This is a genomic window from Alteromonas sp. RKMC-009, from assembly GCF_003584565.2.
Classification (GTDB): Bacteria; Pseudomonadota; Gammaproteobacteria; order Enterobacterales; family Alteromonadaceae; genus Alteromonas.
This window is the reverse complement of record NZ_CP031010.1, coordinates 3,855,375-3,873,983: the sequence shown is the minus strand read 5'-3', so window position 1 is coordinate 3,873,983 and position 18,609 is coordinate 3,855,375. Positions and strand designations below refer to the sequence as shown.

Sequence of the window (18,609 nt, the reverse complement as noted above, 5' to 3'; positions counted from 1 at the left end):
GCAAACGCTTATCCTATTTATAACGGGCGCTCACTGGTAGCGCCCGTTTTTTCTGTAAGTCATTTTTTCCATTCTTTGAGGTTTTCATGCAGTTTTCTGAACTGGGCTTAAGTGCACCGTTATTAAAAGCGGTTTCCGCACTTGGGTTTGCGTCTCCGTCTCCTATTCAAAGTCAGGCTATTCCGGTCATTCTGTCCGGTAAAGATGTACTGGCTGCCGCGCAAACCGGTACAGGTAAAACAGCAGGCTTTGCTCTGCCGATAATGGAAAAACTGTCTTCAGGACAAAAGCCACGGGGTAACAATGTCAGAGCGTTGATTCTGACACCTACGCGGGAATTAGCCGCACAGGTAGAAGACAATATCCGTGGCTTCAATGAATTTTTGAATTTAAAAACCACCGTGGTATTTGGCGGAGTCGGTATCAACCCGCAAATGAAACGCTTGCGTGGCGGTACTGATATTCTGGTGGCCACGCCGGGACGTCTGTTAGATTTGTACCAGCAAAACGCGGTGAAATTTGATCAGCTTGAAGTACTTGTGCTTGATGAAGCCGACCGCATGCTGGATATGGGGTTTATTCACGACATCAAACGTGTGCTGAAGCTGTTGCCGGCTAAACGTCAGAATCTGCTTTTCTCTGCTACCTTTTCACCTACCGTAACAGCCCTGGCAGAATCGATTACTCAATCAGCGGTTAAGATTTCCGTTGCGCCACCGAACACCACAGTAGAAGAGGTTCAGCAGATCCTGGTCAATGTGGATAAATCGAAGAAGGTTGGTGCGCTGACAGCGTTGATTAAGCAGCAGAAATGGCGCCAGACACTGGTATTTTCCCGTACCAAGCATGGTGCTAACCGGATTGCTACCCGACTGACCAATTCCGGTATTCCCAGCGCTGCCATTCACGGTAACAAAAGCCAGGGCGCCCGTACCCGTGCACTAAGCGAGTTTAAAGACGGTACGGTTAATGTGCTGGTGGCAACAGATATCGCTGCACGTGGAATCGATATTGCCCAGTTACCGGTGGTGGTGAACCTGGATTTACCCAATACCGCAGCAGATTATGTGCACCGTATTGGCCGGACAGGTCGTGCCGGTGCCAGCGGTCAGGCATGGTCACTGGTTAGTGCTGATGAATTACAACAACTTAAGGATATTGAAACCCTTATCCAGAAGTTGCTGCCACGGGAAACATTAAGCGGATTTGAGCCGGATCTTAAGTTAGCAGAGACTACCCTGTCAGCGCCCAAAAAACCTAAGAAGCCGAAGAAGCCTAAACAGCAAAAAGAGGCAAATGCAGGAGATAAAAAGCCGCAGACAAAGGCTTCGCCATCCCGCCGCAGGCCAGCCCGCAGAAAGCCTGCGAGGGCGTCAACGGGTTCGCACGCTTCTTAATTTAGTGTATAGTGCGTGGCCTGAAATTTCGTCAGTACAACCTGCCAGAGAGACCTATGAGCGGACAAACCGATACACAGTCTTTGATTTCCTCGTTAGGCGACGTCGTTGGACAAGCCCACTTACTTACCGATAAAGAAAAGAAGCAGCCTTATTGTAAAGGATTCCGTTTCGGTTCCGGTGAAGCACTGGCCGTGGTCCGCCCGGCAACATTAGTGGAAATCTGGCGGGTACTGACGTTATGTGTGGAAGCGGATGTGGCCGTTATCATGCAGGCAGCCAACACCGGTTTAACCGGCGGTTCAACGCCGGATGGTAAAGATTACGACCGTCCGCTGGTGATCATCAGCACCATGCGTATTGATGATATACAGCTGATTGACGAAGGTAAGCAAATTGTCGGTCTGGCGGGCAGCACACTGTTTGGTCTGGAAGAGAAACTCGCGCCATATGGCCGTGAGCCTCACTCAGTGATTGGCTCATCCTGTATCGGCGCATCTATTGTCGGCGGGATTTGCAATAACTCCGGCGGTGCGCTGGTTAAACGTGGCCCGGCGTACACAGAAATGTCACTGTTTGCCCAAATTGATGAGAGTGGCAAGCTGTCGCTGGTGAATAATCTGGGCATTCACCTGGGTGACTCTCCGGAAGAAATCCTGACCAATCTGCAACAGCAGAACTACGCAGCAGACGACGTGGCTTTCCCTGAACTGAGAGCATCAGATAACGAATACGATGAGCGTGTGCGGGATGTCGATTCTGACACGCCTTCACGTTTTAATAATGACGGCCGCCGCTTACATGAAGCCAGTGGCTGTGCGGGTAAACTGGCGGTATTCGCTGTACGCCTTGATACCTTTCCGATTCCGGACAAAAAGCAGGTGTTCTATGTGGGCTCTAATGATGCCGCTATGTTCACCCAAATTCGCCGGGACATTCTTTCTACCTTTAAAAACTTACCGGACTCCGGTGAATATCTGCACCGCGACTGCTACGACGTATCGAAGAAGTACGGTAAAGATATGTTTATCGTCATCAGCAAGCTGGGGGCGAAATTCATCCCTAAGCTGTTTGCCTTTAAACGTAAGTTTGATGCCTTCACTGACAAGCTGGGCTTTTTGCCAAACAAAATGTCAGACCGCACCATGCAGTACTTAAGTTATCTGTTCCCCGGCCATTTACCGGCCCGCATGGAAGTGTATCGTGATAAGTACCAGCATCACTGGATTTTAGAAATGAGTAACGACGGTGTAGATGAAGCCCGTGCGTATCTGGATAATTTCTTTAAAACCCATGAAGGCAGCTACTTCGAATGTACGGAAGATGAAGCAGATAAAGCGATACTGCACCGGTTTGTTGCCGGTGGTGCTATCGGCCGCTACCACATTATGAACAGTAAAAATGTGGGGGCGATGATGACTATCGATGTGGCATTACGCCGTAACGATCCTGACTGGTTTGAAGAGCTGCCGGCAGAAATCGATGAGCAGGTTGATACCAAACTCTACTATGGCCACCTGTTCTGCCACGTAATGCACCAGAACTACGTGTTGAAGAAAGGCGCGGATGCGAAAGTGCTGAAAAACAAAATACTGCAAACCTTCGATGCGCGGAATGCTGAGTACCCCGCAGAGCATAACGTGGGACATGAGTATTTTGCCAAAGATGCGCTGAAGTCGTTCTATCGCAAGCTCGACCCGACCAATAGCTTCAACCCGGGGATCGGTAAAACTACTAAACTGAAAAACTGGGCTGAGCATAACGACAGCTGCTGTGGTGGCCACGATTGATGTGGCCAACCCCGGCGGGCCTGTGTGCTATTTAGCAGGATACTGATTTCTCACCAGGCTTTTAATGTAAGCGACAAGTTCGCTTTGCGGCCGTGAAAAAATGGGCTGGATCGGAGTAGGCAGCTCCGGGTTAACTATCATCAGCATCATGCAAGGCGCCAATAATGTGAATAAGGCGTAGACAGGAGTAACGTCATCGTCGGTAGCGTTAAAATCGCTGGCCTCCATCACCATCTTCTTGATGATACTCGCCCTTGTGTGAGCTTCGTTTACTAACACCGTATTAATCATCGGCGATGGCGTGACAATTTCCCGCGCCCACACTTTTCCGTGCCAGCTTCGCTCTTCCAGTATATTGGCCACCACATGCTCAATGAGTTCGTCCAGCTTGTCTTGCGCTGTTGCGTGACTTTCATCTAATGCCCGCAAAAAATCCAGGTGCAGGAAGTGTTCTATCGCCGCAGAAAATACCTGCTCATACAGACCATCTTTACCATTAAAATGATAATTGATTGCAGCGGCATTCACGCCTGCTGCACTGCAAATATCCTTGGCTGACGTGTTGTGATAACCCCGTTGAGCGAATAATTCGGCGGCAGCAGCGAAGATGCGCTTTTTCGTTTCTTCACCATCGGCACGGCCCTTTCGGTTTTGCATTTATTTCATCACCAGGTCGCTTATGTAAATTATCAGGCACTTTACCGCTGAACTAGTTGAAATTCAAATTTGAATTTCATATTGTGTTATGCGTTGATGCTTACACAAGTGAATTCTTCTATGAATAAAAAGCTCGCTGTACTCATTGTCGTCGCGGTAGCGGCGGCAGCTTCCGTCTATACGTTTTGGCCTGAACGCGGGGCTGAACAAACAAAACTGTTCGGGAATGTCGATATCCGCCAGGTGTCTTTATCGTTCACTCAGTCCGAGCGGGTAACAGCTGTGAATGTGGAAGAAGGGGATGTGGTTAAAGCAGGTCAGATTATTGCCCGGCTCGATGATACCGTAGCAAACCTTGAGCTGGCGCAGGCCAATGCGCAAATTGCCGCCCAGGAAGCGTTAGTGGCAAAGTTGCAGGCGGGTTCAAGACCCCAGGAGATTGCACAGGCAAAAGCGGTGGTGGCGCAGCAACAAGCGAATGTGGATATTGCATCCGCCCGGCTTAAAAGACTGCAATCAGTTGACAGCAAAACACAGGGTAAAGGCGTAAGCCAACAGGATATTGATGAGGCGAGGGATCAGGTAGTTGCCCTGCAGGCAGCACTTGCACAGGCGAAGGCCAGTTTAGCACTGGTTGAAGAGGGACCGAGAAAAGAAGACATCGATCAGGCCAGAGCACAGTTACAAGTGCTGGCTTCACAAAGAGCCTTACTGGCTGAACAGGTTAGCCGCACTGTGTTACTCGCCCCCAGTGATGGTGAAGTGCGGGCAAGACTGATGGAGCCCGGCGACCTCGCCACCCCTCAGCGTCCTGTTATCACGTTGGCGTTAACGTCACCCAAGTGGATACGGGTTTATATTAATGAAACCCAACTGGCGACCACCAGGGTAGGTGAAGCCGTTGATGTTCATGTTGACGGGTTGAATAAAACTATTAAAGGCACTATCAGCTTTATTTCTTCTGTCGCTGAATTTACGCCGAAAAATGTGCAAACAGAGGATTTGCGCACCTCACTGGTTTATGAGGTTCGGGTCAGGGTTGATGATGCTGACAATACCCTTAAGTTGGGGATGCCTGCCACTGTGATGCTCGTTAACAACGGACGCTAATCATGAGTGAACCGGTGGTGAGTGCCAGCGCGCTGGTTAAACAATTCAACGGAGACGGTCAGCAAACCGTAGCCCTCAAACAGATAGATTTCGAAGCAAAGAAAGGGGAACTCACCGCTCTGGTGGGGCCCGATGGTGCAGGAAAAACCACGCTGCTGCGCCTGGTCGCAGGGTTGATGGTTCCTTCTGATGGCAGCTTACGTGTACTTGGCTATAACACGACGACAGACGCACAGCAGGTACAAAATTTAATTAGCTACATGCCCCAGCGATTCGGTTTGTATGAAGATTTAAGCGTACAGGAAAATCTGGATTTGTACGCAGACTTACACGGCGTGGATAAAGTAACCCGTGAGGCGCGGTATGAGCGCCTGCTGACTATGACGAATCTCTCTGCTTTTACCTCAAGACCGGCGGGAAACTTGTCGGGCGGCATGAAACAAAAGCTCGGTCTGGCCTGCACGCTGGTGCGCTCGCCTGCACTTCTACTGCTTGACGAGCCCACTGTTGGCGTTGACCCTCTGTCACGGCAAGAATTGTGGAAAATTATCAGCCAACTGGTGGAAGATGAGTCGCTCACCGTGATGGTCAGTACCTCTTACTTAGATGAAGCAGAACGGTGCCATCAGGTGTACTTGCTCAATGAAGGGACTATTCTCGCGAAAGGTACCCCTGAGAAATTAAAGCAGGACGCAGCGGGGCGGTGTTTCGTGGTAACTCCTTCATCAAGCCAAAAGCCGCGGGATTTACAAAGTGCACTGCTTGATAACGAAGAGGACGTAATCGATGCGGTCCCTCAAGGGGGGCGGGTACGCTGCGTGTTACATCAAGGCAAAGATATGAAAGCCATCGCGCATCAGGTAAAGGCCGCGCAGTCTGAATCTGTGCCTCCCCGCCTGGAAGATGCGTTTATGATGCATTTGAAGACCCATATCAAACCCGCCGCAGTAGATGTATCCTCATTGGCGCAGCAAAACCAACATACCGGGCAATCTCAGCGACACGATAAGCCTGTCGTGTCTGTTAATGAGCTGGTTAAACAGTTTGGTGACTTTACGGCAGTTGCCAAAACGTCTTTTGAAGTTTATCCCGGTGATATCTTTGGCTTATTAGGACCAAACGGTGCGGGGAAAACAACGACTTTCCGGATGCTCTGCGGATTGTTACCCGCCACATCAGGCACGCTGGACGTAGCCGGGAAAAACTTACGAACCGCCGCCGCTGGCGCACGTTCCCGCATTGGTTATGTGTCACAGAAATTCGCGTTGTATGGCAATTTAACCGTGTATGAAAACCTGCGCTTTTTCGCTGGTGCATACGGGCTGTGGGGAAAGCAGCGAAAACAAGCCATTGACCGGGTGATTTCTCAATTTGATTTAGCCTCTCACGTACAGCAAAAAAGTGCATCATTACCCGGAGGCTACAAACAGCGGTTAGCCATGGCGGCCAGCCTTATGCACCAGCCCGATATATTGTTTCTCGATGAGCCAACCAGCGGGGCGGACCCGTTAGCCCGGCGGGCTTTTTGGCGACGTATCACGGCACTGTCAAAAACCGGCACGGCCATCATCATTACCACCCACTTTATGGAAGAAGCTGAATACTGCGACAAGATTTTGATTCAGGATGCAGGTAAAAAGCTTGCCATGGGCTCGCCTGAGGAGATACGCGCTGGCATAGACGGCGATTCGGCAATGAGTATGGAAGAGACATTCATCAGTATCATTGCGCAAAGTCGACAAAAACGAGACAGGGAGGCCGCTGATGTCAACTAAGTCCCGTCCTGTTCGCGCCTTTGCGGTCCGCTTGCGGGCATTGGTAAAAAAGGAAACCCGGCAATTACTACGTGATAAAAGTAATCTACTGATTGGTATTGGCTTACCCATCGCACTCATTTTTATCTTTGGCTTTGGCGTTACGCTGGATGTGAAAGATATTCGTTTAGCGGTGGTGACTACCCGGCCTGCGCCAGAGACTAATGATTTCGTTTCAACGCTAAGGCTGTCGCCTTATTTCGTACCCAGTGAGATGACTTCGTTGCAACAGGCTGAAAAGGCGTTGCGCGCGCGGGACGTCGAAGCCATTGCCATTCTCGATGACACTTTCGCCAGCAAATTAAAAACTGGAAATGCAGACATTCAGCTTATCGTGCTGGGTAGCGATGCAACGCGGGCCTCTTCGATAAGTAGCTATTTCTCAACGCTCACCGGTGTGTGGGCGTCAAAGCAGCAAGACCGCTTTGGTGCAAACGCGCATCAATCCGGAGGCGTGACTGTTGTTCCAAGGCTTTGGTTTAACGATGCCAACACCAGCACATGGTTTATTGTGCCCGGGCTTATCGTACTTATCATGACATTGGTGGGCACGTTTCTCACCGCGCTCGTCATGGCCCGGGAGTGGGAGCGGGGCACACTGGAAGCACTTTTTGTTACCCCGGTCCGGCCTGCTGAAATCATTCTGGCTAAAATAATTCCCTATTTTGGTGTCGGCATCATAGGCCTGGTGTTGTGTGTGCTGGCGTCGACTTTTCTTTTCCATGTGCCCATTCAGGGCGCGTTTTGGGTATTGGTATTGGGGTCAGTGATATACATGCTGGTGGCATTAGCAATCGGGCTACTTATTTCGGCACTGACGCGCAACCAGTTTCTGGCAAGCCAGATTGCTATCCTGGCCAGCTTCCTGCCTGCGATGATGCTTTCCGGCTTTATTTTCGATTTAGGTAATTTACCCGCCGGCGTTCATGTTATTGGTAGTTTGCTTCCTGCCACGTACTTTATCGAACTGCTGCGAACGGTGTTTCTGGCCGGTAATTTCTGGCCCGTAATTCTTAAAGATTTGGGGCTGCTCACAGTTTACGCCGTGTTGTTACTCAGTCTTGCCCGTTTTCTCACTAAAAAGACACTGGATTAAACTATGGGAAGTGTCCGTCGCTATTTTTTTCTTATCTTCAATTTGTGTCAGAAAGAATTTCTTTCTGTTTTAAAAGATCCCTCAAGCCGTGTCATTTTGATCATGCCAATCATTATGCAAACACTGCTGTTTGGCTATGCCGCCACATTTGACTTGAAAGAGGTGCCTTATGCCGTGCTCGATCAAAGTGACAGTCAGGCCAGCCATGAGGTCCTGCAGAAACTGCAGGGTGCCGGTCTTTTTAACCAGGTGGCCACGCTGTCGGGAAGTACGGAAATTGCTGACATTGTCGGTAATCAAAAAGCGCTGATGGTGGTGTATTTTCCCGCTGACTTTGAAGACAAATTATCCCGCGGGGAAAGTAGCCAGATACAGCTTATTGTCGACGGCCGGAATTCAGCGACAGCTAACGCGGCCCTTGGCAGCTTTAACGCCATTACCATGTCTTACAATGCGGAAAAGGATCTTGGGAGGCAGCTTCCTGTGCAGGTGAAAACCCGCGCCTGGTTTAACCCGAATATGGAAACGCGCTGGCTTATTTTACCGGGAATGATTGCCGCGCTGAGCATGATTCAAACAATGATGCTTACAGCACTTTCCGTTGCCAGAGAGCGTGAGCAGGGCACATTTGACCAGTTACTTGTGACACCCAGCCTGCCTTCGCAAATCTTAATCAGCAAGGCGCTGCCGTCGGTGTGTATAGGGCTTATTCAATCTTCGCTGGTGCTGCTTATCAGCCGGTACTGGTTTGAGATCCCCTTTCAGGGGGCGTTACCGACGCTCTATACAGGGTTATTTTTATTTACGCTGGCAAGTGTGGGGATCGGTCTGTCTATCTCTGCTGTTTCTCTGAATATGCAGCAAGCCATGCTGTATACCTTTGTTTTACTCATGCCGCTCATGCTGTTGTCGGGTTTTGCCACGCCGCTGACCAACATGCCTGAATTAATGCAGGATATTACCTACGTTAATCCACTGCGTTTTTCGGTCAATATTGTCAGGCGTGTTTATCTTGAAGGGGCAACGTTTGCTGACGTTTATCAGGAGATGATCCCGCTGATTATTATCGCCACCATTACTCTGCCGGTAGCCAGCTGGCTTTTCAGACACAGGACTTCATAAGGACATCCATCATATGAAAGTTTCGCTTATTTCTTTTACGCTCATCACTGCACTGGCCATGTCGGGATGCACAAAATTGGGTCCTGAATATGAAAAACCTGAGGTGGCAGTACCGTTGACCTGGCCGTCTTTGCACGGCATTGATGGTCAAACACAAAACCACACGGTGTCGCGTTGGCTAAAAGACGATAAGACGCTGATGACGCTTCACAGCATGTTAGAAAAGCATAACCAGAGCTTACAGGTGGCTGCGCTGAATTTTGCCAGCAGTCGAGTTTACCGGCAGGTAGCCGGAAGCGGTGGCGAGCCTGAGGCTGGCTTTTCAGGCAGTGTGAAAAGGCAGCGGTTGAGTGAAGACGGCAGTATGACCCGGTTTATAAAGTTGTCGTCCTCTGGTGAGCAACAGGATGCCCTGATAGATGCTTTGGCATCACCTTTTACCGTTTACTCAACGGGCTTTGATGCCAGTTGGGAACCTGACCTGTGGGGAAAAGTAGCTAATCAAATTGATGCCGCAGATGCTCAGCAGACACTGGCAGAAAGTGAGCAGGCTGATTTACGTTTGTCGTTAACGACAGAATTAATGCGCCGGTATGTACAATACCGCGCACAGCAAGCAGTACTGGCATTACAACAGCAAAAACTGGCAAACCTGCATACTCAATTATCTATACAGGAGGCCCTGATTGCTGCAGGGCTGGGCGATGAATCAGAACGTTTAGCGTTAGAAGCACAAACTCATCAATTAAACGGTACGCTGGACGGTCAGCGCAGTGAAGTACACGTGTTAGCCAATCAGCTTTCGCTGCTGGTGGGCGTACAACCGGGTGCTTTGACATCTTTATTGGAAGCGCCACACGATGCGTTTCATGAATATGTGCTCTCTACGCTCAACGTACCTTCCGGAGTATTAAGCCAGCGCCCGGACATTCGCGCCGCAGAAGCCAAAGTAAGAGCGGCGACCGCAGAAATTGGTATTGCAGAAGCGGCGCTGTACCCACAATTCCAGTTAACAGGTAATGTGGGCATTGAAGCGCTAAGCAGCAGTGCGGTATCCGACTGGTCCTCGCGAACCTGGCAAATTGGCCCGGGCTTTTACTTACCGCTGTTCAACCGGAACCAGCTTCATCGTCAGGTTGAGATCAAATCAATTACGCAACAGCAAACCATTGTGCAATACCAACAGCAAGTGTTATCGGCATGGACAGAAGTAGACAGTGCCATTGAGCAGGCTAACAGCGCCGGAAGACAACTGCAGCAAAGTCAGCAAGCACTGTCTAACATAACCCAAAGACTTGCGCTGACAGAAACAGACGCTGAAGCCGGCCTGACCAGTGAATTGCCTGTTCTGATGGCGCAACAACAATGGTTAGATGCGAAGGTTGGTCACATTCAATCTCAGTTGAATGTGACCTTAAGCCAGCTTAGCGTGTACAAAGCGACGGGAGGCCCGGGCATGCATTAGTGCGACGCCTTTAATCCGCTTCCAGCGTAAGCGTTGCGCCACTCACATCTTCCTGCAGATGGTGCCGGCTGTTTAACTGGAACAGGCGGTTGGCATCTATGGCGGCATCGTTACTCAGGTAACGTTTTACTGCTTTTGCGCGCCTGTCTGCCAGTGCTGCCAACTGGCCCGGGGGAATGTCGATATTGCTGCGCAAAGAGTTGTACATGGCAATATGCAATGCCCGTTGAACCCGTGTTTCGTCGATTTCCGGAGGTGTCTGCTTCGTTTGCTCAGAGTCACCTTTTTCGTTCGTTGACGGCGTAAGCTGAGCGATGATTTTAGCCCGTTCTTCTTCCACAGAGATCCCCAACGTCTCCGTAAACGCCTGTTTGAGTGCATCAGATAGCGGGCCTTCGACGGGATAACTGCTGGCCGTCAGGTTCGCTGGCAGTGCGCGGGCACCGGACAACGTCAGCAGTCTGTCCTGTAAGGTTTTTTCTGCCAGAACACCAGCGTCGGTTACCGCATTCACTGTCCCTTCTATATTCAGTCGCAGGCCGGGACGCTTTTTCAGCGCTTTTGCCAGAGTAGTTAACGTGGCTGTGGCTTCATCATCAAGCTCGCTGATACCGGCAGCAAAAGTCACCTCGTTAAGGGTATCGTCACTGCCCACTAAGCTGGCAAGGAAAGAGAAGGGCGCGGTAACGGCTTTGGTGATGAGGTTGCCAATGGCGTTCAGGATAATCGAGCCAAAGCTGAAGTCCGGGCTGTCAACATCACCGGAGACTTCCAGGCCTAAATCAATCACACCGTTGCGATCCTGTAACAGCGCGACGGCCAGCCCGAGAGGAAGACTTAAGGCTTGCTCAGAGTCACTTTTCTGACCAAGAGTGAGCTGGTCGATGACTACGTGGTTATCGCCTTCCAGCGCATCACCCTGAAGCTTATATTGTACATCCAGCGACAGCAGCCCTTTATCAATGTAATAGCCCATGTAGGTGCCGGAATAAGGGTTCACCGAAGTCAGCTCAGCACCGCTTACCGAGAACATTAAATCAAGATTCAGGGCGTCGCTGAACGGGTCTATATTGCCTTTGAGGGATACCGGCGCATAGTTATCGATTTTGCCCGCTATATCTACGGCAGCCGCTTTCCCTGATATAGAGTCCAGCTGGCTGACAGTACCGTTTAACGATTCTATTCCTGAAGCAAAGCGGGGCGTCAGTGAGTTATCGGCAAAGTAAGCGTTACCGTTCTTAATGCTGATCTGATTAACCGTTATAGCCAGCTGTGATTTTTCATCTGCTGTCTTCTCCGGCGTATCGCTTTCCTCATTTTCTGCACCCTCTACCTGCGCAGACTCTTCCTGCGCAGCCTGTACGCTTACAGCGCCGGAGTCTTCTGTAGCCGGAGGGCGGCTCACAATAATATCGCTGATATTGGTGTGTTTGTTTTCGTCAATAACCAGCTTTGCAAACGGCTCACGCAGCATCACATTATCAATGCTCAATGTATTCGCCGTTGTATTGAACGCAAGATTGGCGACATCAAGGGCCTGCCATTTAAGCAATGGTGCTTTCTTTTGGTTGTCCAGAATGGCAAGGTCAGCAAGACTGACAGAAGCGTTTACGTCTGCTGTGCCTGATGCGTCAGCAGTGAAACTGGACTGCGTGCTGAGGCGTCCGCTTTCCATTACCACATTCGCATAAGTTGAGATATATTGTTGCAGCGGCGAAAGAAGAAAATCTTCCAGCGTCAGTGCACCTTTTACCTGCTGTGCCGTCACATCGATGTCGCCTTCAGATCGTAACGTGCCGGTGGCTTCAGTAGCAAAACCCTCTGGGTTGCCGCTGGTGGACAACGCTAAGTTGTAATGAACCGGTGAGGTAAATTGACTATCAACCGGACCTGTTGTCAGGTTTATATTGAAAATCCGCCAGAACATATTGTCAGCAATGGCTTTCTCGTTCAGTGCGACTTCACCGCCGGTAAATTCAAAGGCATTTAATACAACATGCCAGCCTGATTCTTCCTCGCTGGCCGGCGTGTGGGCAGAGCTACTGCCGGCGGAGCCGGATGCCTGCGTTGACGTTGCCGGCGGTGTGCTACCCGTAGAAGGCGCCGTATTTGGTAAAAGATAGCGCTGTAAATCCAGGCCATCATCGTCGAACAGGGCATTTACCTGCATGTCTGCTACAGCAATCTTATCAACGCTGATAGATTTATCCGCAAGGCTTGCCTCTATGCCGTCAACGGCAAGTGCCGGTACGGTAATCTTCGGCTCGTCCTGACGGGCAAGGGTAAGAGAGTGTAATCCGAAGCTGCCGTCTTTCACGGTCACATTCAGTGACGCGTTGTCCTCAAATAAGGAAAACGCCAGCGCCAGGTCAACACGGCCGTCTGTCAGTTCAACATCTATTATGTCGTTCGAAAGTGGCCACAGGGGGGCCAGTGCAATGTCCGACAAACGGATATCACTGTTAAACACCAGCGGTGAAAGCTGAAAGTCACCCTTAAGATTGACTTTGCCGCCCTCTGCCGTGTTTAGCTGAAAGGCGTAAGCGTTGTCAGTTTCACTGCTTCCGGTTTCGCTGCTTTTTGCTTCGGGGCTGTCTGCTGATTTGCCGGACTGTTCAGTGATAGTGGCCAGCGTGTCCAGTCCGGTAAGCGTGATATCCAGCTCAGGGTAATCCAGCCGGGCACCGGTGACTGCGTCGCTAAGTAAAATGTGGCCATTTTGCAGTGTAAAATGATTCAGCCTGATGTGTGGAATACCAGCCTGTTCCTCCGGGGCGGTTTCAGGCTCTTCCGGTTGCGCATTCTTTGCCAGCGTGTCCATGATGTCAGAGACGTTCAGCCGTGTATTTTCTCCGCCAGTTAAGCGATGCAATTGCACATAGGGTGCATGCAAGGCAATATTTTCAACAGTGGGCGTAAAGCTGGTCAGCGTTTGCCAGAAACCCAGATCGACGGTCAGCGCCTGAAAGGCAAAGAAGTTTTCGTTGCGCTCAGCTTCTTTTATGCTGAAGTCACTGACTTCAGCCCGCAATAAAAACGGGTTCACTGAGATGTCTTTAACGGTGACTTCCCGCCCCAGCATGTCAGTGAGTTTATCCGGCACGGTGGCCTTCAGTACCGCAGGTAATACAACGCCCGCCAGCAGCGCGTAAATGAGATAAATTAACAGAAAGTAAACGGAGAGACGAAGCCACAGGGGTTTACGGCTGAAAGAAGAGATCCGGTTCTGTGAATGCATGATTAACTATTAAATGAGAAGCCGGCAGGCAGAACCGCAACCATGATGTTGCCGGTCTGCTCTGCATGAATGAGAGGTTTTACCCTAAAGGGCGGAGAGCAAATTATCCAGTCCTGATTGGAAAATAGACTGGGTTTCGGTGTTATTTTCACTCTTGAAATAGCTGCTGGCCTGAGAGACAAAGCTGCTGATCATTTCCGGCGTCAGGCCCAGTGCTTCAAACTGCTGCTTCAGATCGTTGATAGATTTCGCCGTACTGCTGTATTCAGACGCCTTATTCAGCAAGCCGGACAAGGCATCAGACTTTGAAGATGAAGAACCGGATGTTTCCGGTACGCTGGATAATAAGCCTTCCAGGCCGGGAATGTTGCCGGCAAGTTCACTGTAATCCGTACCAGAAAGGTTCCCTTTCACATAATTAAACAGAGAAGCCAGTCCGCCTTCCGATTGCGCTTCAGTTACACCTAAATTGCTGCTGACTGAGCTGATTAAACCTGATAAATCTACTGATTCAGATGCGCTGGCCGTTGCGGATTCTGTAGTTTCCGTCTTAGTAAGCGCCTTCTTTAAATCCTGCAATGATGATGCAGCATTTACAGGGGCCGATAATATAAATCCCAGTGCAGCCAGAGCGGCAACAGATTGTACTTTCATAAAAACTCCGGAATCACCCTGTGAGGGTGTAATAGTGAAAAGTATGACAGGAGCAGGGGACAGACACATGGTCCGGCTTCAGAGACGCTAACTAATGAGGGATCACGTTAACACTGAAGCATTGCCCGTTGATTGTTGTGGCAACCTTAACGGGCAATGCGGGGTAATGCAAATGCTTTTACAAAGCAGAGCTGGCAGGCGTGCCGGTGCGCAGCGCTTTGGCAAAAACCTGCGTTACACCATTGGTCCAGCCGAAGCCATGTTGTACTTCGTATTCGCCGCCGCTGGCAGAGGTGGCAATGTCTTCCACATTGTATTTCTCCATCAGCGTATGGTTGGCTTTGTAATAGGTATCCACCGTATTTAACCAGCGGGACATCACTTCAGCGGCTAACTTATCATGTTCATATGACTGTAATCCCTGTACCGCAAACCACTGCAGTGGCGCCCAGCCGTTCGGTGCATCCCACTGCTGACGGGTTTCACATAAAGAGGTGACCAGTCCGCCATTTCTAAGAAACCGCGTCTCCAGTGCACCGGCTACTGCAGCCGCCTGATATTTGTCTGCAATACCGGCAAACAAAGGTAAAACGGTTGATAAAGCGTGCACCGTTGATTGCACACTGAGTTTGTGATTGAAATCAACATACACACCGGCGTCCTGCTGCCAGCAATACTTGTTGACCGCCGTTGCCCGTGCCTCTGCAACCTCTTCCCATAACTGCGCTTCCTGACATTGCCCGCCGTTAACCTGCCGGCTGAGTGAGGCAATGCTCTGTTCGAGGATGACCATCAGACAATTCAAATCTACCGGCACAATGTCGGTGGTCTGAATGGTGAGCAGGTGCTGTGGATCGGCCAGCCAGCGGGAACTGAAATCCCAGCCCGACTCACAGGCTGCGCGGATATTACGATAGAATGCGCAGGCTTCTTCATCGTCCATATTGGCTGCCGCTTCAACATCTTCACGGTAGGATTCCGGCCGGGGCGTGGCACTGTCGTCCCAGAAACGGTTCAGCAATTCGCCGTCAGGCATGCGAACCACCCGCTGGATGGCAGTGGTAGCGTCGCTGATGTCCTCGTACCCGTTCATCCAGAAAGCGTGTTCCCGTTTCAATGCCTGCAAATAAAATGCATTCAAATCGGCATCGTCACCGGCTACTCCTGCCAGCTGCCTGACCATCAGAGCCAGCACTGGCGGTTGAGAGCGGCTGTTGTAATAGGTGCGGCTGCCGTTGGGGATTAATCCCACGTTTTGCTGCAAGGCGATAAAGTTATTCACCATATTACGCACCAGTTCCACATGGCCGGATTCCATCAGTCCCAATGCAGTAAAGTAACTGTCCCAATAATAGATTTCACGGAAGCGGCCTCCCGGGACCAGGTACGGGCAGGGAAGGGGCAGCAAAGAGCCTTCCGTTACCCCGCCACCGGGTCTTGTAAGCTGTGGCCACAGCTTTTCAATGTAGGTATTTACATCATCCGACTGAACATCCGGTTCTTTTGCCTGCTCCGGTAAATCAAAATGTGCATCTATAAATGCACGCAGCGCGTCATCATCTGCCGGCTGCTGTGCATCAAATGCTGCCAGCACAGCCTCTACAGATTGTTTGGGCACTGCATCGGCAAAGGTTTTGCTGTCAGCAAACAGTCCTGCCATTTGCACACGATGAAATAATTGACTTGAGAAAAGCTGGTGGCTTTTTGCAAGATACGCTGAAACTTCCATAGGTATCCTTTAACACGACGCGATGGCCGTCTGATCTTTTGATGAGATCTGACGAAACAGAAAAATTGAAGCAATGATGCCGGCAATAGGCACAAGCAGCATATAGAACGCCTGCTGACCGCCGGCATGTTCAAACAGATAGCCGGTGATCAGAGAGCCGGTTGTACCGCCCAGTGCAGAAAAGACAACAATAAGGCCGGTCATGGCGGCTTGTTTATGGGTGTCCAACGCGCTCAGCATCACTGAATTTAAAATGGGGTAGAGGGGGGCCATCAGTAAGCCGATGAGAGGAAGCATGAAAGCGGCAACCGGCGCATCGAACAGTGATGAAACTGCATCATTCTGATGACCCTGAGCCAGCGGCAATGTGATCAAAATCAGACCTGCCATCAATACCGCACAGCCAAGTAAAAAGGGAAACCAGTTGATGAAACGCAGCGCCTGGCCTGCTAACAGTCGGCCCAGTGCAATAGACAAAGCGAATAAGCTGGTGATCTGCACGCTGATATCTACAGGAAGGTGCAGCACTTCATTGTTGAAGGTAGGTAACCAGCTGCCGATCCCCTGTTCAATCAATACATACAGGAAAATCGAAAATACGAAAATGATAACCAGGGGCTGCCAGGCAAGTTTAATCATACCGGTGAAAGCCGCCGCTGCAGATTGCTCTTTATGAGCGGCATCCGGCGCCGGCAGGGGCGAAAACAGCACCAGTAAAAATGTGATGACAAGTAACCCGGTCAGCCAGTAGTAAACTTCCATCCAGCTTGCGGATGAGGGGGTAAGCGGATCAACAAAGGCACTGAAAATCCAGTATCCGCTCAGCACGCCCACCATAAATATGCCTTCGATAGTATTCAGCAGAGAAGAGTGGGAGCGGGTATCGTGAGAGAGCAAACCTACCAGGGCGTAAACCGACACTTTTACCAGTGCAAACGCTGCGCCGATACTGGCAAACAGCAGTTTGACAGCAATAAATTCACCGGTGACCGGGGTCAGCAGGCAGGCAACAGACACCAGTAACAATCCGGCCATCATTGCCAGTTTGTAACCAATCCGGGGAATAAATGAAGCCACAAGGAAGGAAACAAATGCGATGGTTAAATCTTTAAACCCTTCCAGGGTCGCTGCTTCAGGCTTGGAAATCCCGAAGGTATTGATAGATTGCAAGATCACAGTACCCACGCTGTTAAGCAGAATAGCGAAGACAAAGTAACTTGCTGCAATAGCGGTTATCGTTAGCAGGCGTGGCATTTGCTTAATTCTCGTTAATAAAACCGATTATAGTCTAGCTTGTGAATTTTTTGTTTGCAATCGTTTGCATTTGCGCTGAAGGCAATATTAAACCAAAGTTCAGTCAGCCGGGATGCAGGTGTACAGCGCTAAAAGGTTAAATTAAAAAGAGAATTTATGATGCGGACTTGCGAACAATCAGTTCAATATCGATAACTTCTGAAAAAGCCGGCTTACCGTTAAGCTGATTTAGCAGTTGTGTCACCATCACACTGGCGGCTTCACGGGTGTTCTGGCGGATGGTCGTCAGCGCCGGATGAAGCAGTTCTGCCATGGCAATATCATCAAAACCAACAATGCCTACTTCGCCCGGGATAGCGATATAGCGCTCTTTCAGTGCTTTGAGTGCACCAAGGGCAACCATGTCACTACACGCCACAATGCCGTCAAAATTAAGGCCATGCTGTAAGATGGTTTCATTGATTTTGTTGTAGGCAGCCTGACTGGTGAGATCGATGGGAAAGATAAGTGCTGTATCGTGCTCCAGACCGGCTTCGTTGTGAGCTTCAACATAACCCGCGTAGCGTTCGCCCATCTCTGCGTGACCGGTATCGCCTAAAAACACGAGGCGCTTGTGACCACTTTCAATAAGATGCTGCGTGGCTAACTTACCGCCCAGGCGGTTATTACTGCCAATGATGGGATAGCCTGACTGGCTGTTGGGGTCGCCCCAGACTACCAGCGGCGCACCGGCTTTAGCGGCATCTATGGCTTTCTGTTCGCTTTTCCCCTGGCCTACCACAATCAGGCCGTCAGCCCGGCGGCTGTTGATAAAGTAGTTATACCAGTCGTCTGTCGCCATGAATGAGTTCGATAACAGTAACTCGTAGCCTTTGTCATTCAAAGCCTGATTCAGATCGCCCACAACCTTGAGCAGGAAAGGGTCATTGATGCTTTGTTCTGTGTGTTCTATGAGGTTGAGAATAACGGCAACCACATTGGTGCGTTGGGTGCGTAACCGGCTGGCGGCAGCGTTGATGCTGAAATTATGCTCTTTTGCCAGCGCCTGAATGCGCTCCCGGGTGGATTGTTTAATCACCGGGTTATCGTTCAGTGCCCGCGACGCGGTGGAGGTGGAAACCCCTGCAATACGGGCCAGATCAGACAATGTAAGGTTACGCTCAGATTTCAAAACACGACTAACAACAGGTGGACATGGGCCGGACTATAGCCTTTTTTACGCAAATTGCCTACCTCACAGCAAACCCCCGGAGACCGCTCAAAATGTGATTCTTGTAAATGCA

The 18,609-nt window shown here is 50.3% G+C and carries 13 protein-coding genes; 7 read left to right on the top strand and 6 right to left on the bottom strand.

Annotated elements, in window-relative coordinates; all coding sequences use genetic code 11:
• Window positions 1-86: 86 nt before the first annotated feature.
• On the top strand, window positions 87-1,397 hold the full coding sequence (locus tag DS731_RS17035; protein ID WP_119502458.1) for a DEAD/DEAH box helicase: 1,311 nt from the start codon (window positions 87-89) through the stop codon (window positions 1,395-1,397).
• A 56-nt stretch (window positions 1,398-1,453) separates the two neighbouring features.
• A complete protein-coding gene (gene dld / locus DS731_RS17030) occupies window positions 1,454-3,187 on the top strand; it encodes a D-lactate dehydrogenase (RefSeq protein ID WP_119502457.1) in 1,734 nt (577 codons plus the stop codon).
• Between the two features lie 27 nt (window positions 3,188-3,214).
• On the opposite strand, the gene DS731_RS17025 is transcribed toward dld, so the two are convergent.
• Window positions 3,215-3,844: a CerR family C-terminal domain-containing protein gene (locus tag DS731_RS17025; protein WP_119502456.1), complete on the bottom strand. Its 630-nt coding sequence runs from the start codon at window positions 3,842-3,844 to the stop codon at window positions 3,215-3,217.
• Between the two features lie 120 nt (window positions 3,845-3,964).
• Here DS731_RS17025 and DS731_RS17020 point away from each other — a divergent pair, with 120 nt between their 5' ends.
• The 5 genes from DS731_RS17020 to DS731_RS17000 are packed head-to-tail and all read left to right on the top strand — an operon-like array spanning window position 3,965 to window position 10,451.
• A complete protein-coding gene (locus tag DS731_RS17020; protein WP_119503473.1) occupies window positions 3,965-4,954 on the top strand; it encodes an HlyD family efflux transporter periplasmic adaptor subunit in 990 nt (329 codons plus the stop codon).
• A 2-nt stretch (window positions 4,955-4,956) separates the two neighbouring features.
• The gene (locus DS731_RS17015) at window positions 4,957-6,729 is read left to right on the top strand and encodes an ATP-binding cassette domain-containing protein (protein WP_119502455.1); all 1,773 of its coding nucleotides are present in this window, start codon (window positions 4,957-4,959) and stop codon (window positions 6,727-6,729) included.
• On the top strand, window positions 6,719-7,864 hold the full coding sequence (locus tag DS731_RS17010; RefSeq protein WP_119502454.1) for an ABC transporter permease: 1,146 nt from the start codon (window positions 6,719-6,721) through the stop codon (window positions 7,862-7,864). Before DS731_RS17015 ends, DS731_RS17010 begins: the two co-directional genes overlap by 11 nt.
• 3 nt (window positions 7,865-7,867) lie before the next feature.
• On the top strand, window positions 7,868-8,986 hold the full coding sequence (locus tag DS731_RS17005) for an ABC transporter permease (protein ID WP_119502453.1): 1,119 nt from the start codon (window positions 7,868-7,870) through the stop codon (window positions 8,984-8,986).
• Between the two features lie 13 nt (window positions 8,987-8,999).
• Window positions 9,000-10,451: an efflux transporter outer membrane subunit gene (locus tag DS731_RS17000; protein WP_119502452.1), complete on the top strand. Its 1,452-nt coding sequence runs from the start codon at window positions 9,000-9,002 to the stop codon at window positions 10,449-10,451.
• Between the two features lie 10 nt (window positions 10,452-10,461).
• Here DS731_RS17000 and DS731_RS16995 read toward each other — a convergent pair whose 3' ends face one another.
• From DS731_RS16995 to DS731_RS16975, 5 genes are all read right to left on the bottom strand, one after another.
• The gene (locus DS731_RS16995) at window positions 10,462-13,689 is read right to left on the bottom strand and encodes a DUF748 domain-containing protein (protein WP_119502451.1); all 3,228 of its coding nucleotides are present in this window, start codon (window positions 13,687-13,689) and stop codon (window positions 10,462-10,464) included.
• Between the two features lie 84 nt (window positions 13,690-13,773).
• Window positions 13,774-14,343 carry a DUF2780 domain-containing protein gene (locus tag DS731_RS16990; RefSeq protein WP_119502450.1) on the bottom strand — a complete coding sequence of 190 codons (570 nt, stop codon included), beginning with the start codon at window positions 14,341-14,343 and terminating at the stop codon, window positions 13,774-13,776.
• Between the two features lie 178 nt (window positions 14,344-14,521).
• Window positions 14,522-16,072 (bottom strand): alpha,alpha-trehalase TreF, encoded by a 1,551-nt coding sequence (gene treF, locus DS731_RS16985; RefSeq protein ID WP_119502449.1) that lies wholly within the window; start codon window positions 16,070-16,072, stop codon window positions 14,522-14,524.
• A 9-nt stretch (window positions 16,073-16,081) separates the two neighbouring features.
• Window positions 16,082-17,326, bottom strand: coding sequence for an MFS transporter (locus tag DS731_RS16980; RefSeq protein WP_119502448.1), 1,245 nt, complete (start codon window positions 17,324-17,326; stop codon window positions 16,082-16,084).
• A gap of 154 nt (window positions 17,327-17,480) precedes the next feature.
• Window positions 17,481-18,497, bottom strand: a complete 1,017-nt coding sequence (locus DS731_RS16975) for a LacI family DNA-binding transcriptional regulator (RefSeq protein WP_119502447.1) — start codon at window positions 18,495-18,497, stop codon at window positions 17,481-17,483.
• Between the last annotated feature and the right edge of the window lie 112 nt (window positions 18,498-18,609).

What these genes read in the sequence shown, in the direction of transcription:
- DS731_RS17035 (WP_119502458.1), top strand. Translation starts at nt 87, where the DNA reads ATGCAGTTTTCTGAACTGGGCTTAAGTGCACCGTTATTAAAAGCGGTT.
- dld (WP_119502457.1), top strand. Translation starts at nt 1,454, where the DNA reads ATGAGCGGACAAACCGATACACAGTCTTTGATTTCCTCGTTAGGCGAC.
- DS731_RS17025 (WP_119502456.1), bottom strand. Translation starts at nt 3,844, where the DNA reads ATGCAAAACCGAAAGGGCCGTGCCGATGGTGAAGAAACGAAAAAGCGC.
- DS731_RS17020 (WP_119503473.1), top strand. Translation starts at nt 3,965, where the DNA reads ATGAATAAAAAGCTCGCTGTACTCATTGTCGTCGCGGTAGCGGCGGCA.
- DS731_RS17015 (WP_119502455.1), top strand. Translation starts at nt 4,957, where the DNA reads ATGAGTGAACCGGTGGTGAGTGCCAGCGCGCTGGTTAAACAATTCAAC.
- DS731_RS17010 (WP_119502454.1), top strand. Translation starts at nt 6,719, where the DNA reads ATGTCAACTAAGTCCCGTCCTGTTCGCGCCTTTGCGGTCCGCTTGCGG.
- DS731_RS17005 (WP_119502453.1), top strand. Translation starts at nt 7,868, where the DNA reads ATGGGAAGTGTCCGTCGCTATTTTTTTCTTATCTTCAATTTGTGTCAG.
- DS731_RS17000 (WP_119502452.1), top strand. Translation starts at nt 9,000, where the DNA reads ATGAAAGTTTCGCTTATTTCTTTTACGCTCATCACTGCACTGGCCATG.
- DS731_RS16995 (WP_119502451.1), bottom strand. Translation starts at nt 13,689, where the DNA reads ATGCATTCACAGAACCGGATCTCTTCTTTCAGCCGTAAACCCCTGTGG.
- DS731_RS16990 (WP_119502450.1), bottom strand. Translation starts at nt 14,343, where the DNA reads ATGAAAGTACAATCTGTTGCCGCTCTGGCTGCACTGGGATTTATATTA.
- treF (WP_119502449.1), bottom strand. Translation starts at nt 16,072, where the DNA reads ATGGAAGTTTCAGCGTATCTTGCAAAAAGCCACCAGCTTTTCTCAAGT.
- DS731_RS16980 (WP_119502448.1), bottom strand. Translation starts at nt 17,326, where the DNA reads ATGCCACGCCTGCTAACGATAACCGCTATTGCAGCAAGTTACTTTGTC.